Below are 25,713 nucleotides of genomic sequence, written 5' to 3' on the forward strand. Positions count from 1 at the left end.
ATGCCCAAGCGTATCCTGCAAGGCACCGTGACCAGCGACGCCAACGAACAGACCGTAACCGTTCAGGTAGAGCGCCGCTTTACACATCCGGTTCTGAAGAAAACCATCCGTAAGTCCAAAAAATACCGGGCTCACGATGAAAAGAACGCCTTCAAGGTCGGCGACACCGTACGCATCATCGAATGCGCGCCGAAATCGAAGACGAAACGTTGGGAAGTTCTGGAAGCGTAAGCCTCCGGGATTTTTCCATTTGTCGAAACCCTGGGGGATCTAACGAGACCAGCCCCCACAGGTCGGGAGAAACCACATGATCCAGATGCAGACCAATCTGGATGTCGCTGACAACTCCGGCGCACGCCGAGTTCAGTGCATCAAGGTCCTGGGTGGTTCCAAGCGTAAATACGCCTCCGTTGGCGACATCATTGTCGTCTCGGTGAAGGAAGCCATCCCGCGCGGCCGCGTAAAGAAAGGTGACGTCCGCAAGGCCGTCGTCGTACGCACCGCCAAGGAAGTCCGTCGCGAAGATGGCACCGCGATCCGCTTTGATCGCAACGCCGCCGTCATTCTGAACAACAACAACGAGCCCGTAGGTACCCGTATCTTTGGCCCCGTTGTTCGCGAACTGCGCGGCAAGAACTTCATGAAAATCATCTCGCTGGCTCCGGAGGTGCTTTAATCATGGCTGCTAAACTCCGCAAAGGCGACAAGGTCGTCGTGCTGGCCGGTAAGGACAAGGGCAAAGAGGGAACCATTTCCTCGGTTGATCCCAAAGCCGGTAAAGCTGTTGTCGAAGGCATCAACATTGCCATCCGTCACACCCGTCAGTCGCAAACTTCGCAAGGTGGTCGTCTGCCTCAGGCAAACCCGATCCAACTGTCGAACCTGGCGCTGCTGGACAAAAACGGCAAAGCAACCCGCGTTGGCTTCCGCATGGAAGGTGACAAGAAGGTGCGCTTCGCCAAGACCACAGGGGACGTGATCGATGCTTGATTCCGCAACCTACACCCCGCGTCTGAAAGCTCAGTACGTTGAAACCATCCGTGCCGCTCTGAAAGAAGAGTTCGGCTATAAGAACGACATGCAGCTGCCCAAGCTGGAGAAAATCGTTCTGAACATCGGTTGTGGTGCTGAGGCGGTCAAAGACTCGAAGAAAGCGAAAGCTGCTGTCGAAGATCTGACTGCGATTGCTGGTCAAAAGGCCGTTGCAACCAAGGCGAAGAAGTCGATCGCGGGTTTCCGCGTCCGTGAAGACATGCCGCTGGGCGCGAAAGTGACCCTGCGCGGTGACCGGATGTACGAATTCCTGGATCGCCTGATCACCATCGCGCTGCCGCGCGTTCGTGACTTCCGCGGTGTTAAGCCTTCTTTCGATGGTCAGGGCAACTTTGCCATGGGCATGAAAGAGCACATCGTGTTCCCGGAAATCGACTTCGACAAGGTCGACGAGGTCTGGGGCCTGGATATCGTAATTGCCACCACAGCGAAAACCGACGCTGAAGCAAAGAGCCTGTTGAAAGCTTTCAACATGCCCTTCAACGCTTAAGCGCCGCGAGGATTGAGACATGGCTAAAAAAGCAATGATCGAACGCGAAAAGAAGCGCGAACGCCTGGTGGCCAAATATGCCGCAAAGCGTGCCGAGCTGAAAGAAATCGCGAATGACGAGAGCCGCCCGATGGAAGAGCGCTTCAAAGCGCGTCTGAAACTGGCGAAACTGCCGCGCAACAGCTCGGCTACCCGTCTGCACAACCGTTGTCAGCTGACCGGTCGTCCCCACGCTTACTACCGTAAGCTGAAGGTCAGCCGTATCGCGCTGCGCGAGCTGGGTTCTGCTGGTCAGATCCCCGGCATGGTGAAATCGAGCTGGTAAGGGAGACATAGATATGAATGATCCTATCGGCGATATGCTCACCCGTATCCGCAACGCGCAAATGCGCGGCAAGTCCACCGTTTCCACCCCGGCTTCCAAGCTGCGCGGATGGGTTCTGGACGTGCTGGCGGACGAAGGCTACATCCGTGGCTATGAAAAGACGACCGGTGAAAATGGTCATCCGGCCATCGAAATCAGCCTGAAATACTACGAAGGCACCCCTGTCATTCGCGAACTGAAGCGGGTTTCGAAACCCGGTCGTCGCGTCTACATGGGCGTCAATGACATCCCGCAGGTCCGTCAGGGTCTGGGCGTGTCGATTGTCAGCACTCCGAAAGGTGTGATGTCGGACGCAAACGCTCGCTCCAACAATGTTGGCGGCGAAGTGCTCTGCACCGTCTTCTAAGGAGGTCTGCAATGTCTCGTATTGGTAAAAAACCGGTCGAGCTGCCCAGCGGCGTTACCGCCTCTGTGTCCGGCCAGACCATCGAAGTGAAAGGTCCGAAAGGCACCCGCAGCTTCACCGCCACCGACGACGTTACGCTGTCGGTTGAAGACAACGTGGTCAAGATCGACCCCCGTGGCATGTCCAAGCGTGCCCGTCAGCAGTGGGGCATGAGCCGCACCATGGTTGCCAACCTGGTAACCGGTGTGACCGAAGGCTTTAAAAAAGAGCTGGAGATCCAGGGTGTTGGTTACCGGGCTCAGATGCAGGGCAACACCCTGAAGCTGAACCTGGGCTACAGCCACGATGTTGATTTCACTGCTCCGGAAGGTGTCACCATCACCGCGCCAAAGCAGACCGAGATCGTTGTGGAAGGTATCGACCAGCAGCAGGTGGGCGAAGTCGCGGCCAAAATCCGCGAATGGCGCCGTCCCGAGCCGTATAAAGGCAAGGGCATCCGCTACAAGGGCGAGTTCATCTTCCGCAAGGAAGGCAAGAAGAAGTAAGGACGCAAACAATGGCAAACAGCAAAAGAACCCTGTTTCTGAAGCGCCGCCTGCGCGTTCGGAACAAACTTCGCAAAGTCAACGCCGGCCGTGTACGCCTGTCGGTTCACCGTTCGAACAAGAACATCAGCGTTCAGCTGATCGACGACGTTCGTGGCGTGACCTTGGCATCGGCCTCGACCCTGGAAAAAGATCTGGGTGTTGTTGGCAAGAACAACGTCGAAGCGGCCACCAAAGTGGGTGCGGCCATCGCCGAGCGTGCCAAGAAGGCAGGCGTCGAAGAGGCCTATTTCGATCGTGGTGGCTTCCTGTTCCACGGCAAGGTGAAGGCAGTTGCCGACGCCGCGCGTGAAGGTGGTCTGAAGATCTAAGACTTGCGGGCAGCTTGGCGGCTGCCCCGATGATCCGGGGGCCCTGACGTTAGTCGGGGCTCACTTGGATTGAAGAAAACGGCGCCGTATGCGCCACATGAGAAAAGGGATGCCAAATGGCAGAACGTGAAAACCGTCGGGGCCGTGGTCGCGACCGTGAAGAAGCACCGGAATTTGCAGATCGTCTGGTCGCAATCAACCGCGTGTCGAAAACAGTAAAAGGTGGTAAGCGCTTTGGCTTCGCCGCTCTGGTGGTTGTAGGCGATCAGAAAGGCCGCGTCGGCTTTGGCAAAGGTAAAGCGAAAGAAGTACCTGAAGCCATCCGTAAAGCGACTGAGCAAGCCAAGCGTCAGATGATCCGCGTGCAACTGCGCGAAGGTCGTACTCTGCACCACGATATCGAGGGCCGTCACGGCGCTGGTAAAGTGGTTATGCGCACCGCACCTGAAGGTACTGGTATCATCGCCGGTGGTCCGATGCGTGCCGTGTTCGAAATGCTGGGCGTTAAGGACGTTGTGTCCAAGTCGCTGGGCTCGCAGAACCCGTACAACATGATCCGCGCCACCATCAACGGCCTGCAAAAAGAGCAGAGCCCGCGTTCGGTCGCCGCACGTCGTGGCAAAAAAGTTGCTGACATCCTGCCCAAGCGGGACGAAGCACCGGCTGAAGCCGAAGCGTAAGGAGTAGCGTACCATGGCAAAAACCATCGTCGTCAAGCAGATCGGTTCCCCGATCCGCCGCCCCGCCGAACAGCGCGCAACCCTGATCGGTCTGGGCCTGAACAAGATGCACCGCACCCGTGAGCTGGAGGATACGCCTTCGGTCCGCGGCATGGTCAACAAGATCCCGCATCTGGTTGAGATCATCGAAGAGCGCGGCTAAGCGCGACTCTTTCAGAAGTTCTTGAAACGCCCTCGACAGTGTCGAGGGCGTTTTCTTTATTTTAATGATTGTTTGCTTTATACCCGGGCCCTCTGCACCAAAAAACCTGAAAATCTCCGATACTTCAGACCTTTAACTGCCGTTGATGCAACTATTGTGAGTGCCTGAAGGATAGGCATTCGGGGTTAAGTATCAAAGTGATGCGCAGTGTTTTGATTGGATTGAGCTGTGTGGCTGGCACTCTCGTGATAATCGGGTTTCTTGGTCAGTTTCACAGAGTTCCCGACACAATTTCGATAGGACGGCCGTTTGTCGGCCTTTTCTGTATTGCCGGTATGTTCGCTGCAAGGCCATTTTGGCTTAAGATGGCCTTCGCGTTCGTTGTTGCCGCAGCGTTCTTTACGGCGGTAAGGCTTCTTTTACCTCAACAGCCGGGCGGTGACCTAAAGGTTTACGCGAAAAATCTGTGGTTCGCTAATACCGAATTTCCGGCTTTGGTGGACGATATTGAAGCAACGGGTGCAGACGCTGTAATGCTGCAGGAGGTTTCTGATAGAAATATAGAAGTTCTAAGTCTGCTGGAAAAAAGTTACCCGTATCAACACTTTTGCAGGTTTTCGAGTTGGAGTGGGATCGCGTTGGCGTCACGTCATCCGATCCAAGGCGAGCCTATTTGCTCGAACTCACGTGCTATTGCAGCCGTGCCAGTTGTTATCGAGAATTCAAAGGTCTGGTTAGTGTCTGTTCATATCCCTTGGCCCTGGCCCCATGACAGCCTCAACAACGAAATAGATGCCGAAAGAGTTCTGACCGATCTCGATGGCGCTCTCGTCATTGCTGGTGATTTCAACTCCATGCCATGGTCCGGACGTGTTGGACGGATAGCATCGCTAACGAACACACGGCTTGCCGGGCCAGTTCGACCCACATTTAAACTTCGACATGTACCGCTGCCGCTTGATTTTGTTTTGGCACCGGGAGGCGGGTCTCAGGAAATACGGCCTTTATTCGGTTCTGACCACGCCGGAGTATTGGCGAACATCAGGCTTTGGGTGCCGTAGATGTTTCTTTAAACGAAATTTATTGCAGGACAGGATTGTCAGACAGGGACCGACTATCACCGCGAAATTGGGAAAAAAGCTGTACGGCCATTCCCCCAACGCATACCGGATAGACCGAAACATCCGTTGTTAGCGATACCCGTCCTCCTTATCTGAACGCTGTCCCAAACAGGAACGCAAACAGTATCCCGAGGAATTCGCCTTGGGCTCAGAAAGGAATCGAACCATGGCTAACACAGCAACATTTACTCGCGAGGGCTTTGGCCTGAGCGCCCGCATCGCAACGCTCGTCACCCGCGTTAAAGAGGCATATGCCCTGCGCGCCGAGTACAACCGCACCTATTCCGAGCTTCAGGGTCTGAGCGACCGTGAATTGAACGACATTGGTGTGCGTCGTTGTGACATCAAGGATATCGCACGCGAACACGCGTATTGCTCCTAACCAAAACGCGAACACGCGAAGGCTTTGATCAGGAGGCGCCGGCAGGCGCCTCTTTGCGTTTGGGTGATTAGTTTGACACGATGGCGTTGAAATCGGACTTCCTGCGTTGCAGCCCGCGCAATGATCCGCCAAACACGTTGCGAATTAGGGACGAATGAAGGGCTGGACAGGGTGACAGAATTCCAGATTGGCATGCTGTGGGTCGATGGCCCGCTAAGCTACCTCGAGCAGCTCTGCATCAAGTCTTTCTTGGATGTTGGGCAACCCGTCCGTCTTTACACCTACGGGACAGTTTCAAATGTCCCTGACGGGGTCGAGCAACGTGATGCGCGTGAAGTTCTGCAGGATAGCGAATTCGTTACCCACGGTCGAACCGGCAGTCCTGCACCTCATGCTGACAAATTTCGCTACAGAATGCTGGCGCAGGAAGCGGACCTGATTTGGGCTGACACGGATGCGTATTGCATCAAACCCTTCGAAACAGAGACCGGGCATTACTACGCGTATCTTGAAGGAACGATGGGAATTGGCGTCCTCAAATTGCCGCCAGACAGCGAGGCGCTGGCGTTGCTGAACGAATTCACGCAGGATCCGTTTCGCATCCCGCCCTGGTTGCCAAAACGACACAGACAAACGTTGCAGGCCGCACTGGACAGTGGCTCTCCAATAAATGTACCCGAGGAATATTGGGGCGCTTGGGGGCCGGGTGCTGTTTTATGGGCGCTGCACACCTCCGGAGAAATCCGTTACGCACTGCCAGAGCATGTCTTTTACCCGGTCAATTTTACCCGGAGGCGGGCTCTTGCCCGACCAGATGTTGATCTGTCACCCTATCTCAAGGACGATACGGTATCGATCCATTTTTACGGCAGGCGCATGAGGTCGATTTTGCGTAACCGTTTCGGAGGAGTGCCTGATCCGAACAGTTTAGTTGGGCAGTTGGTTGAAAAACACGGTATCGACCCGGCGGCAGCGCCCATTTTAGACACGTGAAATACGGGTTGCCCTGACAACAAACTTGCATAGATCGGCACAACGCTGTATCGGGCTGCGGTGGCCTTGTGGCCATGAGAATCAAAACCAAGAAACGCCGCGTTTGGCCCATCACGCTTCGGGGGTCACATCCGGCTAAGGAGAAGCGAAATGAAACTGAATGAATTGCGCGACAATCCCGGCGCCGCACCGAAACGGACCCGCGTTGGCCGTGGTCCGGGTTCCGGCAAAGGTAAAATGGGTGGCCGTGGTATCAAAGGCCAGAAATCCCGCTCGGGTGTGGCCATCAACGGCTACGAAGGCGGCCAGATGCCTTTGTATCAGCGTCTGCCCAAGCGTGGCTTTAACAAGCCGAACCGTAAGGAATTCGCCGTTATCAACCTGGGCCTGATCCAGAAATTCGTTGACGCCGGCAAGCTGGACGCATCGGCTGCGATCACCGAGGATGCGTTGGTCGCATCCGGTCTGGTTCGTCGCAAGCTGGACGGCATCCGCGTACTGGCCAAAGGCGAAATCAGCGCCAAAGTGAACCTGGAAGTAACCGGTGCTTCGAAATCTGCCGTTGCGGCAGTCGAGAAAGCGGGCGGCTCACTGACGGTCACAAAAGCCGCTGCGGCAGAGTAAGCGCTTGTGAGCGGGCAAAGACCCGCTTACATAGACCTCAGAGTTTTCCAAGACGCCGCCCGAGCCGGAAAACGGTTCCGGGCGGTGTTTTCATAAGAGAGACCGATTTATGGTATCAGCAGCAGAACAAATGGCAGCCAACACAAGCTGGTCTGCCCTTGGAAAAGCCACCGATCTGCGCAACCGCATCCTGTTCACGCTTGCATTGCTGATCGTCTACCGTCTGGGCACCTTCATTCCGGTTCCGGGCATCGACGGCCAAGCACTGCGCGAGTTCATGGAGCAAGCGGGGCAGGGCATCGGCGGTATGGTTTCGATGTTTACTGGCGGGGCGCTGGGGCGGATGGGGATTTTTGCCCTTGGCATCATGCCCTACATTTCAGCTTCGATCATCGTGCAGCTGCTGACATCTATGGTTCCCGCTCTCGAACAGCTCAAGAAAGAGGGCGAGCAGGGCCGCAAGAAAATCAACCAATATACCCGTTTCGGCACCGTGGCGTTGGCCACCGTTCAGGCTTATGGTCTGGCAGTGTCGCTTGAATCGGGCGATCTGGCGACCGATCCGGGCCTGTTCTTCCGCCTGTCGACCATGATCACGCTGGTTGGTGGTACAATGTTCCTGATGTGGCTGGGTGAGCAGATCACCGCACGCGGCATCGGCAACGGTATCTCTCTGATCATTTTCGTGGGCATCATCGCCGAAGTTCCGGCTGCTCTGGCACAGTTCTTTGCTTCGGGCCGCTCGGGCGCGATCAGCCCTGCTGTGATCATCGGTGTGATCGTGATGGTGATTGCCGTGATTACCTTTGTGGTCTTCATGGAACGCGCTTTGCGCAAGATCCATATCCAATACCCGCGCCGTCAGGCCGGTATGAAGATCTATGAGGGCGGCTCAAGCCACCTGCCGGTCAAAGTGAACCCTGCGGGCGTGATCCCGGCGATCTTTGCCAGCTCGCTGCTGCTGCTGCCGGTGACGATTTCGACCTTCTCGTCGGGCGCAACCAACGGGCCGGTGATGTCGTGGCTGCTGGCCAACTTTGGCCCCGGTCAGCCGCTGTATCTGCTGTTCTTCGCCTCGATGATCGTGTTCTTTGCCTATTTCTACACGTTCAACGTGTCGTTCAAACCGGACGATGTGGCGGACAATCTGAAAAAGCAAAACGGTTTTGTGCCGGGTATCCGACCAGGCAAGAAAACCGCCGAGTATCTGGAATACGTGGTCAACCGCGTGCTGGTTCTGGGTTCGGCCTATCTGGCGGCGGTCTGTCTGTTGCCTGAAATTCTTCGGGGCCAGTTTGCCATCCCGTTCTATTTCGGCGGTACCTCGGTTCTGATTATCGTCTCTGTGACCATGGACACGATCCAACAGGTCCAGAGCCACCTGCTGGCGCATCAATACGAAGGGCTTATTGAAAAGTCCCAACTGCGTGGCAAAGGTAAGAAACGCGGCAGGAAGGGACCCGCTCGTCGATGAACATCATTCTTCTCGGCCCCCCGGGGGCAGGTAAAGGAACGCAAGCGCGTCACCTGGTTGAAACCCGCGGCATGGTCCAGCTGAGCACTGGCGACATGCTGCGCGAGGCCAAGGACAGCGGCACCGAAATGGGCAACCGCGTGGCCGAGGTGATGGCTAAGGGCCAGCTTGTGACCGATGAGATCGTGATCGGCCTGATCCGCGAAAAGTTGGAACAAGGCGCTGAAGGCGGGTTCATCTTTGACGGTTTCCCGCGCACTCTGGCCCAAGCCGATGCGCTGGGTGAGCTGCTGGACAGCACCGGCGAGACGTTGGACGCGGTCATCGCGATGGAAGTGAACGATGACGCGCTGGTCGCGCGTATCACGGCTCGGTCAACCTGCGGCGGTTGCGGTGAAGTCTATAACGATATCACCAAACCGATCCCGGCGGATGGCAAATGCTCGAACTGCGGCAAGGAAGGTGACTTCAAGCGCCGCGCGGACGACAATGAGGAAAGCCTCAAGACCCGCCTGATGGAGTACTACAAAAAGACCTCGATGCTGATCGGCTATTACCACGCCAAGGGCAACCTGTCCTGGGTCGATGGTCTGGGCGAGATTGACGAGGTTCAAGGCGCGATTGCAGCCGCATTGGACGCCTGACCTGACCCGCATTTGAATATGGGCTTGACGGCACCGCCAAAAGCCCATATCGACCCCCATCCCCAAGGGGAATCAAGACCGCGTGCGGGATTCGTCCCAACCGCCCCGACCACCTCGAATAATGCTGAACCCTCTGGCGACACTGCCACGGTAAAGCGTTGTGAAAAAAGGTTCTGGAGTTACGGAACCGCAACGAAAAGGAAAGTGACACGTGGCACGTATTGCCGGCGTAAACATCCCGACTGCAAAGCGGGTACCTATCGCCCTCACATATATCACCGGAATCGGCAACACCTCGGCCAAAGCGATCTGCGAAGCCGTTGGCATTGAAGCGACCCGTCGCGTCAACGAACTGTCCGACGCCGAAGTTCTGAAAATTCGCGAATATATCGACGAAAACTTCACCGTCGAAGGCGACCTGCGCCGCGAAGTTCAGATGAACGTCAAGCGCCTGATGGACCTGGGCTGCTATCGCGGTCTGCGTCACCGCCGCAACCTGCCGGTTCGCGGTCAGCGTACCCACACCAACGCTCGTACTCGCAAAGGCCCGGCAAAGGCCATTGCTGGTAAGAAGAAATAAGGGAGGGTCTGACTGATGGCACGTGATAAGACTCGCGTTAAGCGCAAAGAGCGTAAGAACATCGCATCGGGCGTTGCCCATGTGAATTCGACCTTCAACAACACCAAGATCCTGATCTCGGACGTACAAGGCAACGCCATCTCGTGGTCGTCTGCCGGTACCATGGGCTTCAAAGGGTCGCGGAAATCGACACCCTACGCCGCTCAGATGGCTGCAGAAGATGCAGGCAAAAAGGCGCAGGAACATGGCGTCAAGACGCTGGAAGTCGAAGTTCAGGGCCCCGGTTCGGGTCGTGAATCGGCTCTGCGCGCGCTGGCTGCTGTGGGCTTCAACATCACGTCGATCCGCGACGTGACGCCGATCGCTCACAACGGCTGCCGCCCGCCGAAACGTCGCCGCGTCTAAGCGATTTTGAATTGAGCTGGGGCTGTGTTTTTGCACGGCCCCAGCACGTCATTTTGAACCTCGGGCGTCTGCACCTTGTTGGTCATGGGGCGCGGACAGGAATGGAGGGATTACATGATCCACAAGAATTGGGCAGAATTGATCAAGCCAACCCAGCTGGACGCCAAGCCGGGAAACGATCCTGCGCGTCAGGCAACGCTGATTGCTGAGCCGCTGGAGCGTGGCTTTGGTTTGACTCTGGGTAACGCGCTGCGCCGCGTTCTGATGAGCTCGCTGCAAGGTGCGGCCATCACCAGCGTCCAGATCGACAACGTTCTGCATGAGTTTTCGTCGGTCGCAGGTGTCCGCGAAGACGTCACCGACATCATCCTGAACCTTAAAGGCGTGTCGCTGCGCATGGAAGTCGAAGGCCCCAAGCGCCTGTCGATCAATGCCAAAGGCCCCGCCGTTGTCACCGCTGGTGACATCAGCGAAAGCGCCGGTATCGAGGTTCTGAACCGCGATCACGTCATCTGCCACCTGGATGATGGCGCCGACCTGTTCATGGAACTGACTGTCAACACCGGTAAGGGTTACGTCTCTGCTGAGAAGAACAAGCCCGAAGATGCACCCATCGGCCTGATCCCGATCGACGCGATCTATTCGCCGGTCAAGAAGGTTGCCTATGACGTTCAGCCGACCCGTGAAGGTCAGGTTCTGGACTATGACAAGCTGACCCTGAAGATCGAAACCGACGGTTCGATCACACCCGAGGACGCGCTGGCCTATGCGGCTCGTATCCTGCAGGATCAGCTGTCGATCTTCGTCAACTTCGACGAGCCGGAATCGGCTGGCCGCCAGGACGAGGACGATGGTCTGGAGTTCAACCCGCTGCTACTGAAGAAAGTGGACGAGCTGGAACTGTCGGTCCGTTCGGCAAACTGCCTGAAGAACGACAACATCGTTTATATCGGCGACCTGATCCAGAAGACCGAAGCCGAGATGCTGCGCACCCCGAACTTCGGCCGCAAATCGCTGAACGAGATCAAAGAAGTGCTGTCCGGCATGGGTCTGCACCTCGGCATGGATGTAGAGGACTGGCCGCCCGACAATATCGAAGATCTGGCGAAGAAATTCGAAGACGCGTTCTAAGCGCGTCTTCCCCAATGCCCGGGCTGCCGGGGACTATATGGGCGATGATGCCCCAAGGAGAGCCGGTGACACGCATCGCCGGCCAGACAAAGCAAAAACGCAAGATAGGAATTGAACAATGCGTCACGCACGTGGTTACCGCCGCCTGAACCGTACTCATGAGCACCGCAAGGCTCTGTTTGCAAACATGGCTGGCTCGCTCATCGAGCATGAGCAAATCAAAACAACTCTGCCCAAGGCAAAAGAACTGCGCCCGATCATCGAAAAGCTGGTCACTCTGGGCAAGCGCGGCGACCTGCACGCGCGCCGTCAGGCCGCAGCTCAGCTGAAAGAAGACAAAGATGTCGCCAAGCTGTTCGAAGTTCTGGGACCCCGCTATGCCGAGCGTCCGGGCGGTTATGTCCGCATCCTGAAAGCCGGTTTCCGCTATGGTGACATGGCTCCGATGGCGATCATCGAATTCGTGGATCGCGACGTCGACGCCAAAGGTGCAGCCGACAAGGCTCGCGTTGCCGCCGAAGAGGCCGCAGACGAAGAATAAGAAAGCTTCGCTTTCTGACTTTGGCCCCTGCGTCCCAGACGCGGGGGTTTTTCTTTTTAATTGCGCGATAAACCTAGCAGGTTTGCTTCCTGCGCTAAAACCGGAGCTTTTCGTGTTCGTTCGCATGTCCGTATTTGATGTTCAGGGCCTTGCCTTTGGTATCGTCATGACAAGCCTTAGCGTCGTTTTTCTGAAAGCGGCTGGTTTGGTGACAGGGCAAACTGCGGGTCTTGCGCTTTTGCTTTCCTATGTTTTGCCGATTGGATTTGGCCCTTTGTTCTTCTTGATCGGTATCCCGTTTCTGATACTGGCTTGGGTAAAACGCGGCCCAGTTTTTGCTATTCGGACGATTGTCGTGGTGATCGGGATTTCGACGCTTTCACAACTGTTGGGAAAGATAGTCATCTTCGAACGGCTTGACCCGCTGATCGCCGCTGTTCTTGGGGGTGCATGTAGTGGCATGGGATTGATTGCTATTTTCCGCCATAATGCCTCGGCGGGCGGGATGACTATTTTGGGGATCATTCTGGAACATAAGACCGGCCTGAAGGCTGGATGGTTCCAACTTTCGGTCGATGTCATGGTATTTTTGGCCTCGGCCTTTGTGCTTAGCCCGTCGCAACTGCTGTATTCCTTCCTTGGGGCTGTGATCACCAATATGGCAATCGTATGGAACTTCGACGTGGCCCAAAGCGGCACCGGGCGTCCCGGTTATGGTCGGTCTGCAAACTCATAGCGATCTTGCAAACGGTCGGTGTTGCGGACATATCAATCCGTAAACATCCATGAGGGTCACATGCTCCGCGCGCTTTTGCTTTGTCTGCCTTTTGCCCTGTTGCAAACCCCCGCCAATGCTGAAACCAAGATGCCGCAATCGCAGGCTGAGATCAGCTTAGGCTTTGCGCCGGTAGTCAAAGAGGCCGCGCCCGCGGTGGTCAATATCTATGCCAAGATCGTGCGGCAGGGGCGGGCGAACCCGTTTTTCTCGGACCCGTTCTTTCAGGATTTTTTTGGCGGCGGGTTCAACGAGCCACGACAGCGGGTAAAGAACTCGCTGGGGTCGGGGGTGATCCTGTCTGATGATGGCTATGTGGTGTCAAATTACCACGTGGTCGGCACGGCGACGGAAATCCGGGTTGTCACCACCGACCGGCGAGAGTTCTCGGCGCAGGTGGTGCTGGGTGACAAGGAAAGCGACATCGCCATTTTGCGGTTGGAGGACGCCGAGCGGCTGCCCTACCTGCCGCTGCGCGACTCCGATCAGGTTGAGGTGGGCGAGCTTGCGCTCGCTATCGGCAACCCGTTTGGTGTGGGGCAGACGGTGTCTTCGGGCATTATCTCGGGTCTGGCGCGGACGGGCACGGCCACCGGCAATGCGCGGGGCTATTTCATTCAGACCGATGCGGCGATCAATCCGGGCAATTCGGGTGGGGCGCTGATTGATGTGAATGGCGATCTGATCGGGATCAATACCTCGATCCTGACGCGTTCGGGCGGATCGAACGGCATCGGCTTTGCGATCCCGGCCAATCTGGTGGCCGAATTCCTGCGGCAGGCGCAGGCAGGTAATGACCAGTTCGTCAGCCCTTGGGCTGGGATCTCGGGTCAACACATGAGCGCAGATATCGCGGAATCTCTGGGTATGGCGATCCCACAGGGCGTGGTGATTTCCAACCTCCACCCGCTCAGCCCCTTGGCTGAGGGCGGGTTGCGTGTAGGCGATGTGGTGACGCATGTGGACGGGGATGAAGTCAATTCCCCCGCCGAGATGAAGTTCCGCATGTCTGTTGCCGGCGTCGGTGGCACGTCGGTTTTGACCTTGTTGAGTGGTGGGACGCAGGATGAGGTCGAGGTTGCCCTGATCCCGGCCCCTGATACGCCCTCGGCGGATGAAACCACGCTGGATGATCGGACGGTGATGCCGGGGCTGGTGATCTCGCGTATCAACCCGGCGGTGATCGCCAAGATGGGCCTGCGGTTGACGGAAACCGGCGTGGTTGTGTTGGATGCCGGGCGGTATGGCGGGCGCTCGGGGTTGCGCGTTGGGGATGTTCTTAACAGCATCAACGGCAACGCGATTGCCCATCCCGATGACGTTACCCGCGCGCTGACCGATCCGGGCCGCCGGGTTCAGTTTGAATTGCTGCGCGGTGGGCGATCGGTCTCGCTGCGGTTCCGGCTATGAGCGATCTGTTCAACACCGGGGGCGACCGGTCTGCGCCGCCCGCGCATCGCCCTCTTGCCGATCGGCTGCGCCCGCAGACACTGGCCGAGGTGATCGGGCAGGAACAGGTGTTGGGCCCTGATGCGCCTTTGGGGGTGATGCTGGCCTCGGGCAGCTTGTCCAGTCTGGTGTTCTGGGGGCCGCCAGGGGTGGGCAAGACCACCATCGCGCGGCTTTTGGCGCAGGAAACCGATCTGCATTTCGTTCAGATCAGTGCGATTTTTACCGGCGTTCCCGATCTGCGAAGGGTGTTCGAGGCCGCGAAAATCCGCCATCAGAACGGGCAGGGCACGCTGCTGTTCGTGGACGAGATTCATCGTTTCAACAAGGCCCAGCAGGATGGCTTCCTGCCCCATATGGAGGACGGCACGATCCTGCTGGTGGGGGCGACAACCGAGAACCCCTCGTTCGAGTTGAACGCCGCTGTGTTGAGCCGCGCGCAAGTGTTGGTGCTGGAACGCCTTGATTTGGCCGACCTGGAACGTCTGACCCAGCGCGCTGAAAAGGAGCTGGGCAAGGCGCTACCTTTGACCGGGCCTGCACGTGACGCGTTGCACGAGATGGCTGACGGCGACGGGCGGGCGTTGTTGAACCTAATCGAACAGATTGCGGCGTGGAAAGTCGATACTCCGCTGGATCGCGAGGTGCTGGCAACCCGCCTGATGCGGCGCGCGACGAAATACGACAAGTCGGGGGACGAGCACTACAACCTGATCTCGGCGCTGCACAAATCGGTGCGTGGCTCAGACCCGGATGCGGCGTTGTATTGGTTTGCCCGAATGCTGGAAGGGGGTGAAGACCCTCGCTATATCGCGCGGCGTCTGACCATCATGGCGGTCGAGGATATCAGCTTGGCCGATCCGCAGGCACAGGCTTTGGCGCTTCATGCGTGGGAAGTCTATGAACGGATTGGCAGTCCCGAAGGCGAATTGGCGCTGGCGCAGGCGGTGGTCTATTTGGCCTTGGCACCCAAATCGAACGGGGCCTATGCGGGCTACAAGGCTGCTCGTGAACTGGCGCGAAAATCGGGTAGTGAACCTCCACCCAAACATATCCTGAACGCGCCGACTTCGTTGATGAAAGAACAGGGTTATGGTGCGGGCTATGCCTATGATCACGACGCCGAGGATGGATTTTCGGGCCAGAACTATTTTCCCGATGGCATGGACCGCCCGGACCTGTACCAGCCGGTCGAGCGCGGGTTCGAGCGAGAGTTGAAGAAACGTCTGGAGTATTTCGCCAAGCTACGGGCCCAACGCAATCGTTAGTGCCGCTGCGTCAAGGGCGACAGGGCGGTAAAATCGCGCTTGGCTTGGGTCATGAGAGTTCAGGGAGGATGCTCATGACCGTATCCATAGACAAAACCGATGACGTCTGGACTATCATCCACGACCGCCCCGAGGCCCGGAATGCCGTGGACACTATCCATGCCGAGGCGCTGGTCGACGCGTTTCTGGAATTTGAAGGCGGCCCGGCCAAGGTGGCTGTGTTCTGGGGCAAGGGCGGGAATTTCTGCGCTGGATGGGATCTGAAACTGGCAGCCACTCTCTCTGACCCGGATTTGCGTGAGGCATATTTTGACCGTCTGTCCCTTCCCATCGGCTCGGCGCCCTCGATAGTCGGGCCATTGGGGCCATCAAGGCTGGAGCTGTCCAAACCCGTCATAGCCGCGGTTGAGGGCGCGGCTGTGGCTGGCGGGATGGAGCTGGCGCTGTGGTGCGATATCCGCGTGATGGCGGAAACCGCATACCTGGGTGTCTATTGCCGCCGCTGGGGGATCACGCTCATGGATGGGGGTTCAGTCCGGTTGCCGCGCCTAGTTGGGCAGGGCAAAGCTTTGGAAATCGCTCTGACCGGTCGCAAGGTTGAGGCGCAGGAGTGCTACAATATCGGATTGGCCGAAAAGATCGTGCCCCATGGACAGGCCCGTGCCGCAGCCGAGGCCATAGCGCATGAAATCGCCCGCTTTCCGCAAGAGGCGGTGCGAGCCGATCGCCGCTCGATCATCGAAACGCGGGGGATGCCGGTGCGCGAAGCGCTTAAGGTCGAATGGGCCAACGGGCTGGAAGCGATCCGCCGCGAAGGCACCACCGGGGCGGGCAGGTTCCGGGATGGGGCCGGGCGCGGGGGTGACTTTACCAATATCTGACCGGGTTGACTCTGCCGGTAAGTCACGCCACAGACGCGCATGTTTTCAATGGCACTGAATGGCACACAACCCGCGCGGATCCGGCGCGCGAAAGGGATATCGGCATGAGCGGCGTACAGATGATCACCGTGGCAGAAGGCGATGGCGACCAGCGGGTCGATCGGTGGCTGCGCCGCCTGTTTCCACATGTCAGCCAGGGCCGCATCGAAAAGATGTGCCGCAAGGGTGAGCTCCGCGTGGACGGCGGGCGGGTGAAAGCTGCGACCCGGCTTGAGGTCGGACAGGTCGTGCGGGTGCCGCCGCTGCCCGATGCCGATCACAAACCGGCCGAGGTTAAGCGACGCATTTCGGATGCGGATGCCAAGATGATCCAGTCCTGTGTCATCTACCGCGACGATCACGTGCTGGCGCTTAACAAACCGCATGGCCTGCCGGTGCAGGGCGGCAGCGGCCAGACGCGCCATGTGGACAGCCTGTCCGAGGCGCTGCGCTTTGGCTATGACGAGAACCCGCGTCTTGTGCATCGGTTGGACAAGGACACCTCCGGGGTGCTGCTGCTGGCCCGCACGCGCGAGGCAGCCAAGGGGCTGACGGCGGCCTTCCGGCATCGCGATACGCGCAAGATTTACTGGGCTTTGGTCGCCGGTGTGCCGACCCCCTATCTGGGTGAAATCAAAACCGGTCTGGTCAAGGCCGCCGGTCACGGCAAGCACGGCGAGGGTGAGAAAATGATCCCCGTCCATCTGAACGAGGTGAACGACACCCCCGGCGCGAAACGGGCGCATACGCATTATGCCACGCTCTACCGTGTGGCCGGGCGCGCTGCCTGGGTCGCGATGGAGCCGATCACCGGCCGTACCCATCAACTACGGGCGCATATGGCGGCGATTGGTCATCCGATCATCGGGGACGGCAAATATGGCGGCTCGGGTCAGGAAAACCTCGGCGATGGCTGGGGCGCGCAGTTGGGCGGGATCATCAGCAAAAAGCTGCACCTACACGCGCGGCAGGCCTCGTTCGAACACCCGGTGACACGCAAGACGATCACCGTGAAGGCCCCGCTGCCGGATCACATGAAACACAGCTGGGACACGTTCGGCTGGACCGAAGATCTGGCCGCCGACGACCCGTTCGAGGAACTGCAATGAGCGCACCGCTGCGTTTGGTGCTGTTCGACGTGGATGGCACTCTGGTTGACAGTCAGGGCAGCATCGTTGCCGCGATGACGGCCAGTTTCGACGCGCTGTCCTTGCCGGTGCCGGATCGCTCGGCGATCCTGTCCATTGTTGGCCTGTCGCTGCCCAAGGCGATGGCGCAGCTTGCGCCGCAGCATTCGGATGCGGATCAAGTGCGGCTGGTCGAGGGGTATAAACAGGCGTACCACGCACATCGGCTGGAACAGGGTATGGCGGGATCGCCGCTCTATCCCGGTGCCCGCGAGGTGATTGAGGCGTTGCACGCCATCCCCGAAGTTCTGCTGGGCGTGGCCACCGGGAAGTCTCAGCGCGGATTGGATGCGTTGATCGAAGGGCACGGGCTGCAGGGTTATTTTGTCACGAGGCAGGTGGCGGATCATCACCCCTCGAAACCGCACCCTTCGATGATTGACACCGCGCGGGCCGAGACGGGGGTTGAAGCAATCGATACCGTAATGATCGGCGACACCCGGTTTGACATGGACATGGCCACCGCTGCGGGTGTGCCCAGCGTTGGCGTCACCTGGGGTTATCACGCGCGCCCCGCGCTAGAGGCCGCGACAACCATCATTGAAACCTTTGACCAGTTGCCCAATGCGCTGGAACAAATCTGGACCTGAGACGATGAGCGACTGGAAACCCAAACGATTCTGGACCCAAAGCGCAGTAGTCGAGGCTGAAGGCGGCTTTACCGTCGAGCTGGATGGCCGCCGGGTGAAAACGCCCGCCAAGGCGGGTTTGATCGTGCCTACGCAGACCATGGCGCAGGAGATTGCCGCCGAGTGGGACGCGCAGGAAAAAGAAGTCGACCCGACCAACATGCCCTTCACCCGCTCTGCCAATGCGGCCATAGACAAGGTGCAGCATCAGCACGCCGAAGTTGCAGACATGTTGGCTGATTACGGCGATTCGGACTTGTTATGTTACCGTGCGACGCACCCGCAAGAGTTGCAGCAGCGGCAAGCCGAGCAATGGGACCCGGCGCTGGATTGGGCGGCAGAGACACTCGCCGCGCGTTTGGTGCCCGTTGCTGGTGTCTTGCACAGACCTCAGGACACGTCGACCCTGCAGAGCTTGAGGCAGCGTGTCCATGATTTCAATGACTTCCAGCTTGCAGCCTTCCACGATCTGGTCAGCCTGTCCGGGTCGCTGATCCTTGGGTTCGCCGTTTCGGCCAATTGGCGCGCGGTGGAAGATATCTGGGAAATTTCGCGGCTGGACGAACTTTGGCAAATTGAACAATGGGGCCATGACGACGAAGCGCATGCTGCGTCCGAAGTCAAACGCGCCGCGTTCCTACACGCCAAACGGTTCTTTGATATCTCGGTTTGAGCCCTGACGCCTGAAATTCCGCCAAAGACGCGGACATCTGCAAGGTGATCCATCGTTTTCGCTGATCCGACCCTTGACGTTTGTTTATGAATGCGACCAAACTCAAGCCCACTAAAGGGGAGACACCTTTGGGGAAACCTTTCCGGTGCCAAAGGTGCCGGACAGAACCGTCTCTGGACAGGGGCGGAAAATCAGGAAGAGGTAAAAATGAAAAAATCCGTAATTTTGGGCGTGGCGACCGTTGCCGGCCTGGCTGCAGGCGCAGCGACAGCGGGGACTGTCGATGATGTTAAAGCGCGCGGTAAGCTGAACTGCGGTGTAACCACCGGTCTGGTTGGCTTTGCTGCACCCGATGCAAATGGTGAATGGAAAGGCTTTGACGTTGCGGTCTGCCGTGCTGTCGCAGCAGCCGTTCTGGGCGATGCAAGCGCCGTCGAGTTTGTTCCGACAACTGGTAAAACCCGCTTTACTGCGCTGGCCTCGGGTGAGATCGACATGCTGGCCCGTAACACCACGTGGACGTTCAGCCGCGACGTGGACCTGAAGTTCGAATTCGTGGGCGTAAACTACTACGACGGTCAGGGCTTCATGGTTCCCAAGGCGCTGGGCGTCAGCTCGGCCAAGGAACTGGACGGCGCAACCGTCTGCATCCAGACCGGCACCACCACCGAGCTGAACCTGGCGGACTTCTTCCGCTCGAACAACATCAGCTACGAGCCGGTTCCGATCGAAACCAACGCTGAAGCGCAGCAGCAGTATCTGGCTGGCGCATGTGACGTTTACACCACCGACGCATCTGGTCTGGCCGCAACCCGCGCCACATTTGAAGATCCGTCGGCGCACGTCCTGCTGCCCGAAATCATCTCGAAAGAGCCGCTGGGCCCGCTGGTCCGTCATGGCGATCACGAGTGGGGCGACGTTGTCCGCTGGACTCTGAACGCGCTGATCTCGGCTGAAGAGCTGGGCGTGACCTCAGCCAACATCGACGAGATGGCCGCTGGCACCAACAACCCGGAAGTGAACCGTCTGCTGGGTACCGAAGGTACTCTGGGCGAGATGCTGGGTCTGGATGCCGACTGGGCTATGAAAGCGATCAAATCGGGCGGCAACTATGGCGAAGTCTTCGCGCAGAACATCGGCGAAGAAACTCCAATCGGTCTGGCACGCGGTCTGAACGCACAGTGGACCGATGGCGGCCTGCTGTACTCGCCGCCGTTCCGATAAAATCCATTGAAAAGGGCGCAGGGTTAACCTGCGCCCTTTTTCCAAAACAGAATGCTACGGACTGCTCGGGAGCGGGGAAAACCCTGCCGGGAAGGAAGCGTCCGAAAAGCACGGGGATCCCATAATATGTCGACTATGACTGACCCACCGAAAGCTGACTTTCGGTTGTCTATGCTCATAAACGATACCCGCTATCGCTCACTTACTTTCCAGGTGATTGCGGCAATCGTCATTGCGCTTTGTATTTGGTATCTGGGTAATAACCTGATCCAGAACCTTCGGGCCGCGGGGCTCAATATCTCCTACACATTCCTGGGCGACCCGGCCGGGTATGACATCAACCAGCGACTGATCGAGTATGACAGCCAGTCTTCGCACGGAAGAGCGGCTGTCGTCGGTATTCTGAACACCCTTTTGGTTGCGTTTTTGGCATGTATTACGGCCACAGTGTTTGGCGTAATCGCAGGTGTGCTGCGTTTGTCGAACAACTGGCTCGTTTCCAAGCTGATGGCTGTGTATGTTGAGATTTTCCGGAATATTCCGGTTCTCATCTGGATCATCATCATTTTCACCATCATGACGGCGGTTTTGCCGGGGCCGCGGGCTTTCCGAGGCGACAACCCGACTTCAAGCATGCTGTTTGATTTGTTCGCCTTCACCAACCGTGGCGTCTATATTCCCCGCCCAGAATTTACAAACGGCTTGTTTGGCGCGACGGTCTTGAATTGGCTGCTGGTTGTCGTGGTTCTGATCGGATCCTGGTTCGGATCTCGTGAAATCGAGAAACGTGCCACTTTGAAGCAAGAGCAAACCGGCGAACGGCCCAAAACCCTGGTCGTCAAGCTGGCAGTTTGGCTGGTACCGTTTGCTCTGTTGATGGTTTTGATGGGATTGACTTGGGATGTCCCGGCGCTGAAAGGCTTTAACTTCAGCGGAGGAATTAAGGTCGGTGGTCCGCTCATTGCGCTTTGGTTCGCATTGTCGATCTACACCGGTGCCTTCATCGCGGAAAACGTCCGGGCGGGTATCCAAGCGATATCGAAAGGTCAGACAGAGGCCGCCGCCGCGCTGGGTCTGCGTCAGGGTCGGATCATGAATCTAGTCATCTTGCCTCAGGCTTTGCGGGTCATCATCCCGCCGCTGATTTCGCAGTATCTCAACATCACCAAGAACTCGTCTCTGGCGATTGCGGTGGGTTACGCGGACATCACTGCGACGCTGGGCGGTATCACGTTGAACCAAACGGGTCGTGCGATTGAATGCGTCTTGCTGCTGATGCTGTTCTATCTGACAGCCTCTCTGATGATCTCGATGGTGATGAATATCTACAACGCATCCGTCAAGTTGAAGGAGCGCTGAGCATGGCTGATCAAACAACAAACCCGATCGCCTTTGTGGCTGAAGGAACTATTCCTCCTTCTCCACCGCCGGCAAACCAGACGGGTGTTGTCAAATGGCTGCGCGAGAACTTGTTCTCGGGCGTCACGAACACGATACTTACAGTTCTATCCATCTTGCTAATCTATGTGCTTCTCAAGAACACGTTGCCATGGATTTTGAACGGCGTGTGGAACGCGGACTCGCTTGCTCAATGCCGCGAGATTCTGGATGGAAAAACCGGTGCGTGCTTTGCAGTTCTGACCGAACGCTGGCATCAGTTGATCTATGGGTTCAAATACCCTGCAGAAGCTTATTGGCGCCCAAATCTGGCCTTTGTGCTTATGTTGGTGGCGCTGGCGCCGGTTCTGTTCTTTGACCTGCCGCGCAAACTTCTGGTGTTCACGGCGCTGTATCCCTTCATCGCCTTCTGGCTGATTTGGGGTGGTAGCATTCTGGTTCCAATCGTGGCGCTGCTTGGTTTTGTTGCCGCGGGTGTCGTTTTCCAGAAACTTGGCCGTAACAGCTTTGCCGCTGGGTTCTTTGGCGCGATAGTGGTGGCTCTGATCGTTTGGAATATCGGTGGGGCTCTGATCCCGGAAGGTGCCAACGAAGGTGCTATGCTCACCGCCGTTCCAAGCCGTGATCTGGGTGGCTTTATGCTGAACATGATGCTGGGTTTGACCTGCGTATCGCTTTCAGTGCCGCTTGGGATCGCTCTGGCGCTGGGTCGTCAGTCGTCAATGCCGCTGATCAAATGGGTCTGTGTCATCTTCATCGAATTCATCCGTGGCGTGCCTTTGATCACGCTGCTGTTCGTGGCTTCGGTGATGCTGGCCTACTTCTTCCCGCCTGACAGTACGGTCGACCTGTTCCTGCGCGTGGTGATCATGATCACCATGTTCTCGGCCGCTTATATCGCCGAGGTGATCCGGGGCGGTCTGGCAGCGCTTCCACGTGGGCAGTACGAGGCAGCAGATAGCCTTGGTTTGGATTACCCGCAGGCGATGCGCCTGATCATCCTGCCGCAGGCTCTGAAGATCTCGATCCCTGGTATCGTGAACGTGGCCGTAGGCCTGTTTAAAGATACCACACTGGTTTCGGTCATTTCGATGTTCGATCTGGTGGGCATGATCCGGGGGCCCATCCTGGCGTCAACCGAATGGAACGGCGTCTATTGGGAGCTTCTGGGCTTTGCCGCGCTTCTGTTCTTTGTCGTCTGCTACGGCATTTCTCAATATTCCCAGTGGCTCGAGCGTCGCCTTGCCACGGACCATCGTTAAGGAGTTCAACACATGTCTGAACTTGCAATTGAACGCGAAATCGACCGCTCGAAGATGCAGGTGAGCGACGAGGTCGCCATCGAAATCAACGGCATGAACAAGTGGTACGGGTCTTTCCACGTGCTGCGCGACATCAATCTGACCGTCAATCAGGGCGAGCGGATCGTGATCGCGGGGCCTTCCGGTTCCGGAAAATCCACCCTGATCCGCTGCCTGAACGCGCTGGAGGAACACCAGCAGGGCACGATCGTCGTGGACGGGACCGAGCTGTCGAATGACCTGAAAAACATCGACAAGATCCGGTCCGAGGTTGGGATGGTGTTCCAGCACTTCAACCTGTTCCCGCACCTGACCATTCTGGAAAACTGCACGCTGGCCCCGATCTGGGTGCGCAAGACGCCCAAGAAAGAGGCCGAAGAGCGCGCGATGCATTTCCTGGAAAAGGTGAAAATCCCCGATCAGGCGCTGAAATACCCGGGTCAGCTGTCCGGTGGTCAGCAGCAGCGTGTGGCGATTGCGCGGTCCTTGTGCATGATGCCGCGGATCATGTTGTTTGATGAACCGACATCGGCGCTGGACCCCGAGATGATCAAAGAGGTGCTCGACACCATGATCGAACTGGCCGAGGAAGGCATGACCATGCTGTGTGTGACCCACGAGATGGGCTTTGCCCGTCAGGTCGCCAACCGCGTGATCTTTATGGATGCCGGTCAGATCGTGGAACAGAACGAACCCGAAGAGTTCTTCAACAACCCGCAGAGCGAACGGACCAAGCTGTTCCTCAGTCAGATTTTGGGTCACTGATCCAGTTGAAATCTGGGAGAGGGCGGGGCTTTGGCCTCGCCTTTTTCTATTCCAGCAGCTCGCGCGGTGTGATGAAGCCCATAACATCCCCACTTCGCCAGTCGATATCTGCCCAATCCTTGATGCTAAACTGGATCACGGTAGTCGCACATGTCGGATAATCCAAGAAACGTGGGTGATCTGGGGGACGACGAACGATCCGGCGGGCGAACTCGCATATGCCCGAGTTGTGGCCTAGCATCATGACCGTTGGCTGCGTCGCGCCCGACAGTTCAATCAGCATGTCTTCGGGTTCGGCTAGATATAGTGCGCGGTGAAAGCAAATCCTGTCGGCTTGCAGCCCCATGCGATCCCATGTTTCACGCGTCCGGATTGCCGTAGAGCTGATTACTTCGTCCGGCGTCCATCCGTGTTCATTCAACCACCTGCCAATGGCGCGTGCAGATTTCCGGCCGCGTTTGTTCAGGGGGCGGTCATGATCCTCGAGCGTTGTATCGCCCCAACTGGATTTTGCGTGGCGGGTAAGGATCAGAGTCAGGCTCATGATGGGTGGAACGCTTTCATATGATGGGCGGACTGCTCGGGGTCGCGATTGGCGCCGGCGCTGACAGGGCAGGACAGACGTGCAAGGCAGCCTCCCGTCATGCAGGTTTGGCCCTCGTCTGTGGAGAGGTGCGCATGGCATGCGCCCACGTCATAGAATTCCTGATCGTTCAACGCGCCCACGGGGCAGGTCGAGGTGCAGGGCGCGGCACAGGTGGTGCACGGCGAGGGTGCTACCGCCTCGGGTATCTCGAACTCCTGTGCGAAATGCAGCGCACCCCGATATGAGATCATCATACCCACGGTGTCATGCACCAGCGCGCCCACCGGGCTGCTGAAGGTTCGCCCGGATTTCAGCGCCCAGTCGATGAAAGGTGCATAAGGTGGGCCGCCGAAAGGGAAATGCGCATCAGCCCCCAGATCAAGCGCCATTTGTCCAATCACGCGGGTTGACCAGCGGTCGACAGGATCGGGGCCGTTCCATTCCGGGGCCGCTTTCAGGACCGGCCAAAAGCCTGGCCCCGCGCCCAACAGAACCAGAGTGCCACCGTCCAGTCCCTTGGCTCCGCTGATACGGGGATGGGTCGCGCCCATGGTGATTAAACCGGCCTGATGCGCGACACGTCCCACCCAGCCATAGCTGATAGCCGCTTTATAGGCTGATGCGGGGGCTTGTCGCGTCATCTCTTCTCCGCTGTGGGGGGCTCAGTCGGGGCGGATCAGTGACCCTGCGCCGTGTTCGGTAAACAGTTCCAAAAGCACCGCGTTGGGCGCGCGACCGTCCAGAATGACCACCGCCCGTACGCCGCTGTGCAAAGCATCCAGCGCCGTTTCAGTCTTGGGGATCATACCGCCTGCGATCGTACCTTCCATGGTCATCTCGCGGATCTGACCGGCCTTCAGTTCGGTTACGACTTCGCCCGCAGCGTTCTTGACGCCCGAAACATCGGTCAGCAGCAACAGGCGATCAGCTTTCAGCGCCGAGGCAATCGCGCCTGCGGCGGTATCGCCATTGACGTTCAGCGTCTCTCCGTTCCGGCCTGCACCCAGTGGCGCGATCACTGGGATCACATCATGCGAAAACAAGTCGTGCAGGATTTTCGGGTTCATGTCCGCCGGAGAGCCTACAAAGCCAAGAGCCGGATCGGCCTGATCGCAGACCATCAGATTGGCGTCCTTACCAGACAGGCCCACGGCTGTTCCGCCCTGATCGTTGATTGCTTGGACGATGCGCTTGTTCACAAGGCCAGACAGGACCATCTCGACCACTTCGACGGTGGCTTTGTCGGTGACACGCTTGCCGCCTACAAATTCGGACTGGATGTCCAGCTTGCCCAGCATCGCGTTGATCATCGGGCCGCCACCGTGGACGACCACCGGGTTCACACCGACCTGACGCATCAGCACGACGTCGCGGGCAAAGCTTTCCATCGCCTCGTCACTGCCCATTGCGTGTCCGCCCAGCTTGATGACGACAATGGCATCGTCATAACGCTGCAGATACGGCAAAGCGCTATTCAAGGTGGCTGCGGTGGCGATCCAGTCCCGGTTCATATCTCTTGTCTTCATGGCTGCTGTCCCTCTGGCATTCCGTGTTAGGGCCTTTGCCCGGTG

Annotated in this window: 34 protein-coding genes; 31 read left to right on the plus strand and 3 right to left on the minus strand. The window is 57.9% G+C overall.

Annotated features, from left to right (window positions below; all coding sequences use genetic code 11):
• The 31 genes from rpsQ (at position 1) to GOW48_RS18380 (ending at position 23,556) form a co-directional block, all read left to right on the plus strand.
• Entirely contained in the window at positions 1–231 is a 231-nt protein-coding gene (gene rpsQ, locus GOW48_RS18230) for a 30S ribosomal protein S17 (protein ID WP_170356682.1), read from the plus strand.
• Between the two features lie 76 nt (positions 232–307).
• On the plus strand, positions 308–676 hold the full coding sequence (gene rplN / locus GOW48_RS18235; RefSeq protein WP_008757934.1) for a 50S ribosomal protein L14: 369 nt from the start codon (positions 308–310) through the stop codon (positions 674–676).
• Between the two features lie 2 nt (positions 677–678).
• Entirely contained in the window at positions 679–990 is a 312-nt protein-coding gene (gene rplX, locus GOW48_RS18240) for a 50S ribosomal protein L24 (protein WP_170356681.1), read from the plus strand.
• The gene (rplE, locus tag GOW48_RS18245) at positions 983–1,543 is read left to right on the plus strand and encodes a 50S ribosomal protein L5 (RefSeq protein WP_170755578.1); all 561 of its coding nucleotides are present in this window, start codon (positions 983–985) and stop codon (positions 1,541–1,543) included. The genes rplX and rplE overlap by 8 nt, the downstream gene beginning before the upstream one ends.
• Positions 1,544–1,562: 19 nt before the next feature.
• Positions 1,563–1,868 carry a 30S ribosomal protein S14 gene (gene rpsN / locus GOW48_RS18250; RefSeq protein WP_068340744.1) on the plus strand — a complete coding sequence of 102 codons (306 nt, stop codon included), beginning with the start codon at positions 1,563–1,565 and terminating at the stop codon, positions 1,866–1,868.
• Between the two features lie 13 nt (positions 1,869–1,881).
• Positions 1,882–2,274, plus strand: a complete 393-nt coding sequence (gene rpsH, locus GOW48_RS18255; RefSeq protein ID WP_068340741.1) for a 30S ribosomal protein S8 — start codon at positions 1,882–1,884, stop codon at positions 2,272–2,274.
• An 11-nt stretch (positions 2,275–2,285) separates the two neighbouring features.
• The gene (gene rplF, locus GOW48_RS18260; RefSeq protein WP_170373361.1) at positions 2,286–2,819 is read left to right on the plus strand and encodes a 50S ribosomal protein L6; all 534 of its coding nucleotides are present in this window, start codon (positions 2,286–2,288) and stop codon (positions 2,817–2,819) included.
• A gap of 11 nt (positions 2,820–2,830) precedes the next feature.
• Positions 2,831–3,190, plus strand: a complete 360-nt coding sequence (gene rplR / locus GOW48_RS18265; RefSeq protein WP_039523386.1) for a 50S ribosomal protein L18 — start codon at positions 2,831–2,833, stop codon at positions 3,188–3,190.
• A gap of 116 nt (positions 3,191–3,306) precedes the next feature.
• Positions 3,307–3,870 (plus strand): 30S ribosomal protein S5, encoded by a 564-nt coding sequence (rpsE, locus tag GOW48_RS18270; RefSeq protein WP_170356677.1) that lies wholly within the window; start codon positions 3,307–3,309, stop codon positions 3,868–3,870.
• Between the two features lie 13 nt (positions 3,871–3,883).
• Positions 3,884–4,072 carry a 50S ribosomal protein L30 gene (gene rpmD, locus GOW48_RS18275; RefSeq protein WP_074736195.1) on the plus strand — a complete coding sequence of 63 codons (189 nt, stop codon included), beginning with the start codon at positions 3,884–3,886 and terminating at the stop codon, positions 4,070–4,072.
• Between the two features lie 230 nt (positions 4,073–4,302).
• Positions 4,303–5,133: an endonuclease/exonuclease/phosphatase family protein gene (locus GOW48_RS22490; protein WP_170756550.1), complete on the plus strand. Its 831-nt coding sequence runs from the start codon at positions 4,303–4,305 to the stop codon at positions 5,131–5,133.
• A 226-nt stretch (positions 5,134–5,359) separates the two neighbouring features.
• Complete coding sequence (locus GOW48_RS18285) at positions 5,360–5,575, plus strand: DUF1127 domain-containing protein (RefSeq protein WP_170755580.1); 216 nt, start codon at positions 5,360–5,362, stop codon at positions 5,573–5,575.
• A 120-nt stretch (positions 5,576–5,695) separates the two neighbouring features.
• On the plus strand, positions 5,696–6,568 hold the full coding sequence (locus GOW48_RS18290; RefSeq protein ID WP_234899541.1) for a hypothetical protein: 873 nt from the start codon (positions 5,696–5,698) through the stop codon (positions 6,566–6,568).
• Between the two features lie 150 nt (positions 6,569–6,718).
• Positions 6,719–7,192: a 50S ribosomal protein L15 gene (gene rplO / locus GOW48_RS18295; protein ID WP_170356674.1), complete on the plus strand. Its 474-nt coding sequence runs from the start codon at positions 6,719–6,721 to the stop codon at positions 7,190–7,192.
• Positions 7,193–7,301: 109 nt separating this feature from the next.
• A complete protein-coding gene (gene secY, locus GOW48_RS18300; RefSeq protein ID WP_170356673.1) occupies positions 7,302–8,666 on the plus strand; it encodes a preprotein translocase subunit SecY in 1,365 nt (454 codons plus the stop codon).
• On the plus strand, positions 8,663–9,310 hold the full coding sequence (locus tag GOW48_RS18305) for an adenylate kinase (RefSeq protein WP_170755581.1): 648 nt from the start codon (positions 8,663–8,665) through the stop codon (positions 9,308–9,310). The genes secY and GOW48_RS18305 overlap by 4 nt, the downstream gene beginning before the upstream one ends.
• Positions 9,311–9,521: 211 nt before the next feature.
• Entirely contained in the window at positions 9,522–9,890 is a 369-nt protein-coding gene (gene rpsM / locus GOW48_RS18310; protein ID WP_170332212.1) for a 30S ribosomal protein S13, read from the plus strand.
• 15 nt (positions 9,891–9,905) lie between these two features.
• Positions 9,906–10,295: a 30S ribosomal protein S11 gene (gene rpsK, locus GOW48_RS18315; RefSeq protein WP_008757289.1), complete on the plus strand. Its 390-nt coding sequence runs from the start codon at positions 9,906–9,908 to the stop codon at positions 10,293–10,295.
• Positions 10,296–10,409: 114 nt separating this feature from the next.
• Positions 10,410–11,426, plus strand: coding sequence for a DNA-directed RNA polymerase subunit alpha (locus GOW48_RS18320; RefSeq protein WP_170356671.1), 1,017 nt, complete (start codon positions 10,410–10,412; stop codon positions 11,424–11,426).
• A 118-nt stretch (positions 11,427–11,544) separates the two neighbouring features.
• Entirely contained in the window at positions 11,545–11,967 is a 423-nt protein-coding gene (rplQ, locus tag GOW48_RS18325; protein ID WP_170356670.1) for a 50S ribosomal protein L17, read from the plus strand.
• Between the two features lie 112 nt (positions 11,968–12,079).
• Entirely contained in the window at positions 12,080–12,703 is a 624-nt protein-coding gene (locus tag GOW48_RS18330; protein WP_331251874.1) for a YitT family protein, read from the plus strand.
• Positions 12,704–12,763: 60 nt separating this feature from the next.
• Entirely contained in the window at positions 12,764–14,152 is a 1,389-nt protein-coding gene (locus GOW48_RS18335) for a trypsin-like peptidase domain-containing protein (protein WP_170755583.1), read from the plus strand.
• Positions 14,149–15,459, plus strand: coding sequence for a replication-associated recombination protein A (locus GOW48_RS18340; RefSeq protein ID WP_170755584.1), 1,311 nt, complete (start codon positions 14,149–14,151; stop codon positions 15,457–15,459). Before GOW48_RS18335 ends, GOW48_RS18340 begins: the two co-directional genes overlap by 4 nt.
• A gap of 74 nt (positions 15,460–15,533) precedes the next feature.
• A complete protein-coding gene (locus GOW48_RS18345) occupies positions 15,534–16,340 on the plus strand; it encodes a crotonase/enoyl-CoA hydratase family protein (RefSeq protein ID WP_170755585.1) in 807 nt (268 codons plus the stop codon).
• Positions 16,341–16,444: 104 nt separating this feature from the next.
• Positions 16,445–17,488 carry an RluA family pseudouridine synthase gene (locus tag GOW48_RS18350; protein WP_170755586.1) on the plus strand — a complete coding sequence of 348 codons (1,044 nt, stop codon included), beginning with the start codon at positions 16,445–16,447 and terminating at the stop codon, positions 17,486–17,488.
• Positions 17,485–18,156, plus strand: coding sequence for an HAD-IA family hydrolase (locus GOW48_RS18355; RefSeq protein WP_170755587.1), 672 nt, complete (start codon positions 17,485–17,487; stop codon positions 18,154–18,156). The genes GOW48_RS18350 and GOW48_RS18355 overlap by 4 nt, the downstream gene beginning before the upstream one ends.
• A 4-nt stretch (positions 18,157–18,160) precedes the next feature.
• Positions 18,161–18,868: an ATP12 family chaperone protein gene (locus GOW48_RS18360; protein WP_170755588.1), complete on the plus strand. Its 708-nt coding sequence runs from the start codon at positions 18,161–18,163 to the stop codon at positions 18,866–18,868.
• A 207-nt stretch (positions 18,869–19,075) separates the two neighbouring features.
• Positions 19,076–20,092: an amino acid ABC transporter substrate-binding protein gene (locus GOW48_RS18365; RefSeq protein ID WP_170356663.1), complete on the plus strand. Its 1,017-nt coding sequence runs from the start codon at positions 19,076–19,078 to the stop codon at positions 20,090–20,092.
• A gap of 126 nt (positions 20,093–20,218) precedes the next feature.
• Positions 20,219–21,451 (plus strand): amino acid ABC transporter permease, encoded by a 1,233-nt coding sequence (locus GOW48_RS18370; protein ID WP_170356662.1) that lies wholly within the window; start codon positions 20,219–20,221, stop codon positions 21,449–21,451.
• Between the two features lie 2 nt (positions 21,452–21,453).
• A complete protein-coding gene (locus GOW48_RS18375; RefSeq protein WP_170755589.1) occupies positions 21,454–22,752 on the plus strand; it encodes an amino acid ABC transporter permease in 1,299 nt (432 codons plus the stop codon).
• A gap of 12 nt (positions 22,753–22,764) precedes the next feature.
• Positions 22,765–23,556: an amino acid ABC transporter ATP-binding protein gene (locus GOW48_RS18380; protein ID WP_269149621.1), complete on the plus strand. Its 792-nt coding sequence runs from the start codon at positions 22,765–22,767 to the stop codon at positions 23,554–23,556.
• Between the two features lie 46 nt (positions 23,557–23,602).
• On the opposite strand, the gene GOW48_RS18385 is transcribed toward GOW48_RS18380, so the two are convergent.
• Genes GOW48_RS18385 through argB form a run of 3 tightly spaced genes read right to left on the minus strand, consistent with a single transcriptional unit; the run spans position 23,603 to position 25,668 of the window.
• The gene (locus GOW48_RS18385; protein WP_170755590.1) at positions 23,603–24,100 is read right to left on the minus strand and encodes a SixA phosphatase family protein; all 498 of its coding nucleotides are present in this window, start codon (positions 24,098–24,100) and stop codon (positions 23,603–23,605) included.
• Complete coding sequence (locus GOW48_RS18390) at positions 24,097–24,783, minus strand: ferredoxin (protein WP_170755591.1); 687 nt, start codon at positions 24,781–24,783, stop codon at positions 24,097–24,099. The genes GOW48_RS18385 and GOW48_RS18390 overlap by 4 nt, the downstream gene beginning before the upstream one ends.
• A 21-nt stretch (positions 24,784–24,804) precedes the next feature.
• On the minus strand, positions 24,805–25,668 hold the full coding sequence (gene argB, locus GOW48_RS18395) for an acetylglutamate kinase (protein WP_170755592.1): 864 nt from the start codon (positions 25,666–25,668) through the stop codon (positions 24,805–24,807).
• Between the last annotated feature and the right edge of the window lie 45 nt (positions 25,669–25,713).

The organism is Ruegeria lacuscaerulensis (assembly GCF_013033355.1).
Classification (GTDB): domain Bacteria; phylum Pseudomonadota; class Alphaproteobacteria; order Rhodobacterales; family Rhodobacteraceae; genus Ruegeria; species Ruegeria lacuscaerulensis_A.

What these genes read in the sequence shown, in the direction of transcription:
- rpsQ (WP_170356682.1), top strand. Translation starts at nt 1, where the DNA reads ATGCCCAAGCGTATCCTGCAAGGCACCGTGACCAGCGACGCCAACGAA.
- rplN (WP_008757934.1), top strand. Translation starts at nt 308, where the DNA reads ATGATCCAGATGCAGACCAATCTGGATGTCGCTGACAACTCCGGCGCA.
- rplX (WP_170356681.1), top strand. Translation starts at nt 679, where the DNA reads ATGGCTGCTAAACTCCGCAAAGGCGACAAGGTCGTCGTGCTGGCCGGT.
- rplE (WP_170755578.1), top strand. Translation starts at nt 983, where the DNA reads ATGCTTGATTCCGCAACCTACACCCCGCGTCTGAAAGCTCAGTACGTT.
- rpsN (WP_068340744.1), top strand. Translation starts at nt 1,563, where the DNA reads ATGGCTAAAAAAGCAATGATCGAACGCGAAAAGAAGCGCGAACGCCTG.
- rpsH (WP_068340741.1), top strand. Translation starts at nt 1,882, where the DNA reads ATGAATGATCCTATCGGCGATATGCTCACCCGTATCCGCAACGCGCAA.
- rplF (WP_170373361.1), top strand. Translation starts at nt 2,286, where the DNA reads ATGTCTCGTATTGGTAAAAAACCGGTCGAGCTGCCCAGCGGCGTTACC.
- rplR (WP_039523386.1), top strand. Translation starts at nt 2,831, where the DNA reads ATGGCAAACAGCAAAAGAACCCTGTTTCTGAAGCGCCGCCTGCGCGTT.
- rpsE (WP_170356677.1), top strand. Translation starts at nt 3,307, where the DNA reads ATGGCAGAACGTGAAAACCGTCGGGGCCGTGGTCGCGACCGTGAAGAA.
- rpmD (WP_074736195.1), top strand. Translation starts at nt 3,884, where the DNA reads ATGGCAAAAACCATCGTCGTCAAGCAGATCGGTTCCCCGATCCGCCGC.
- GOW48_RS18285 (WP_170755580.1), top strand. Translation starts at nt 5,360, where the DNA reads ATGGCTAACACAGCAACATTTACTCGCGAGGGCTTTGGCCTGAGCGCC.
- GOW48_RS18290 (WP_234899541.1), top strand. Translation starts at nt 5,696, where the DNA reads ATGATCCGCCAAACACGTTGCGAATTAGGGACGAATGAAGGGCTGGAC.
- rplO (WP_170356674.1), top strand. Translation starts at nt 6,719, where the DNA reads ATGAAACTGAATGAATTGCGCGACAATCCCGGCGCCGCACCGAAACGG.
- secY (WP_170356673.1), top strand. Translation starts at nt 7,302, where the DNA reads ATGGTATCAGCAGCAGAACAAATGGCAGCCAACACAAGCTGGTCTGCC.
- GOW48_RS18305 (WP_170755581.1), top strand. Translation starts at nt 8,663, where the DNA reads ATGAACATCATTCTTCTCGGCCCCCCGGGGGCAGGTAAAGGAACGCAA.
- rpsK (WP_008757289.1), top strand. Translation starts at nt 9,906, where the DNA reads ATGGCACGTGATAAGACTCGCGTTAAGCGCAAAGAGCGTAAGAACATC.
- GOW48_RS18320 (WP_170356671.1), top strand. Translation starts at nt 10,410, where the DNA reads ATGATCCACAAGAATTGGGCAGAATTGATCAAGCCAACCCAGCTGGAC.
- rplQ (WP_170356670.1), top strand. Translation starts at nt 11,545, where the DNA reads ATGCGTCACGCACGTGGTTACCGCCGCCTGAACCGTACTCATGAGCAC.
- GOW48_RS18335 (WP_170755583.1), top strand. Translation starts at nt 12,764, where the DNA reads ATGCTCCGCGCGCTTTTGCTTTGTCTGCCTTTTGCCCTGTTGCAAACC.
- GOW48_RS18340 (WP_170755584.1), top strand. Translation starts at nt 14,149, where the DNA reads ATGAGCGATCTGTTCAACACCGGGGGCGACCGGTCTGCGCCGCCCGCG.
- GOW48_RS18345 (WP_170755585.1), top strand. Translation starts at nt 15,534, where the DNA reads ATGACCGTATCCATAGACAAAACCGATGACGTCTGGACTATCATCCAC.
- GOW48_RS18350 (WP_170755586.1), top strand. Translation starts at nt 16,445, where the DNA reads ATGAGCGGCGTACAGATGATCACCGTGGCAGAAGGCGATGGCGACCAG.
- GOW48_RS18355 (WP_170755587.1), top strand. Translation starts at nt 17,485, where the DNA reads ATGAGCGCACCGCTGCGTTTGGTGCTGTTCGACGTGGATGGCACTCTG.
- GOW48_RS18360 (WP_170755588.1), top strand. Translation starts at nt 18,161, where the DNA reads ATGAGCGACTGGAAACCCAAACGATTCTGGACCCAAAGCGCAGTAGTC.
- GOW48_RS18365 (WP_170356663.1), top strand. Translation starts at nt 19,076, where the DNA reads ATGAAAAAATCCGTAATTTTGGGCGTGGCGACCGTTGCCGGCCTGGCT.
- GOW48_RS18370 (WP_170356662.1), top strand. Translation starts at nt 20,219, where the DNA reads ATGTCGACTATGACTGACCCACCGAAAGCTGACTTTCGGTTGTCTATG.
- GOW48_RS18375 (WP_170755589.1), top strand. Translation starts at nt 21,454, where the DNA reads ATGGCTGATCAAACAACAAACCCGATCGCCTTTGTGGCTGAAGGAACT.
- GOW48_RS18380 (WP_269149621.1), top strand. Translation starts at nt 22,765, where the DNA reads ATGTCTGAACTTGCAATTGAACGCGAAATCGACCGCTCGAAGATGCAG.
- GOW48_RS18385 (WP_170755590.1), bottom strand. Translation starts at nt 24,100, where the DNA reads ATGAGCCTGACTCTGATCCTTACCCGCCACGCAAAATCCAGTTGGGGC.
- GOW48_RS18390 (WP_170755591.1), bottom strand. Translation starts at nt 24,783, where the DNA reads ATGACGCGACAAGCCCCCGCATCAGCCTATAAAGCGGCTATCAGCTAT.
- argB (WP_170755592.1), bottom strand. Translation starts at nt 25,668, where the DNA reads ATGAAGACAAGAGATATGAACCGGGACTGGATCGCCACCGCAGCCACC.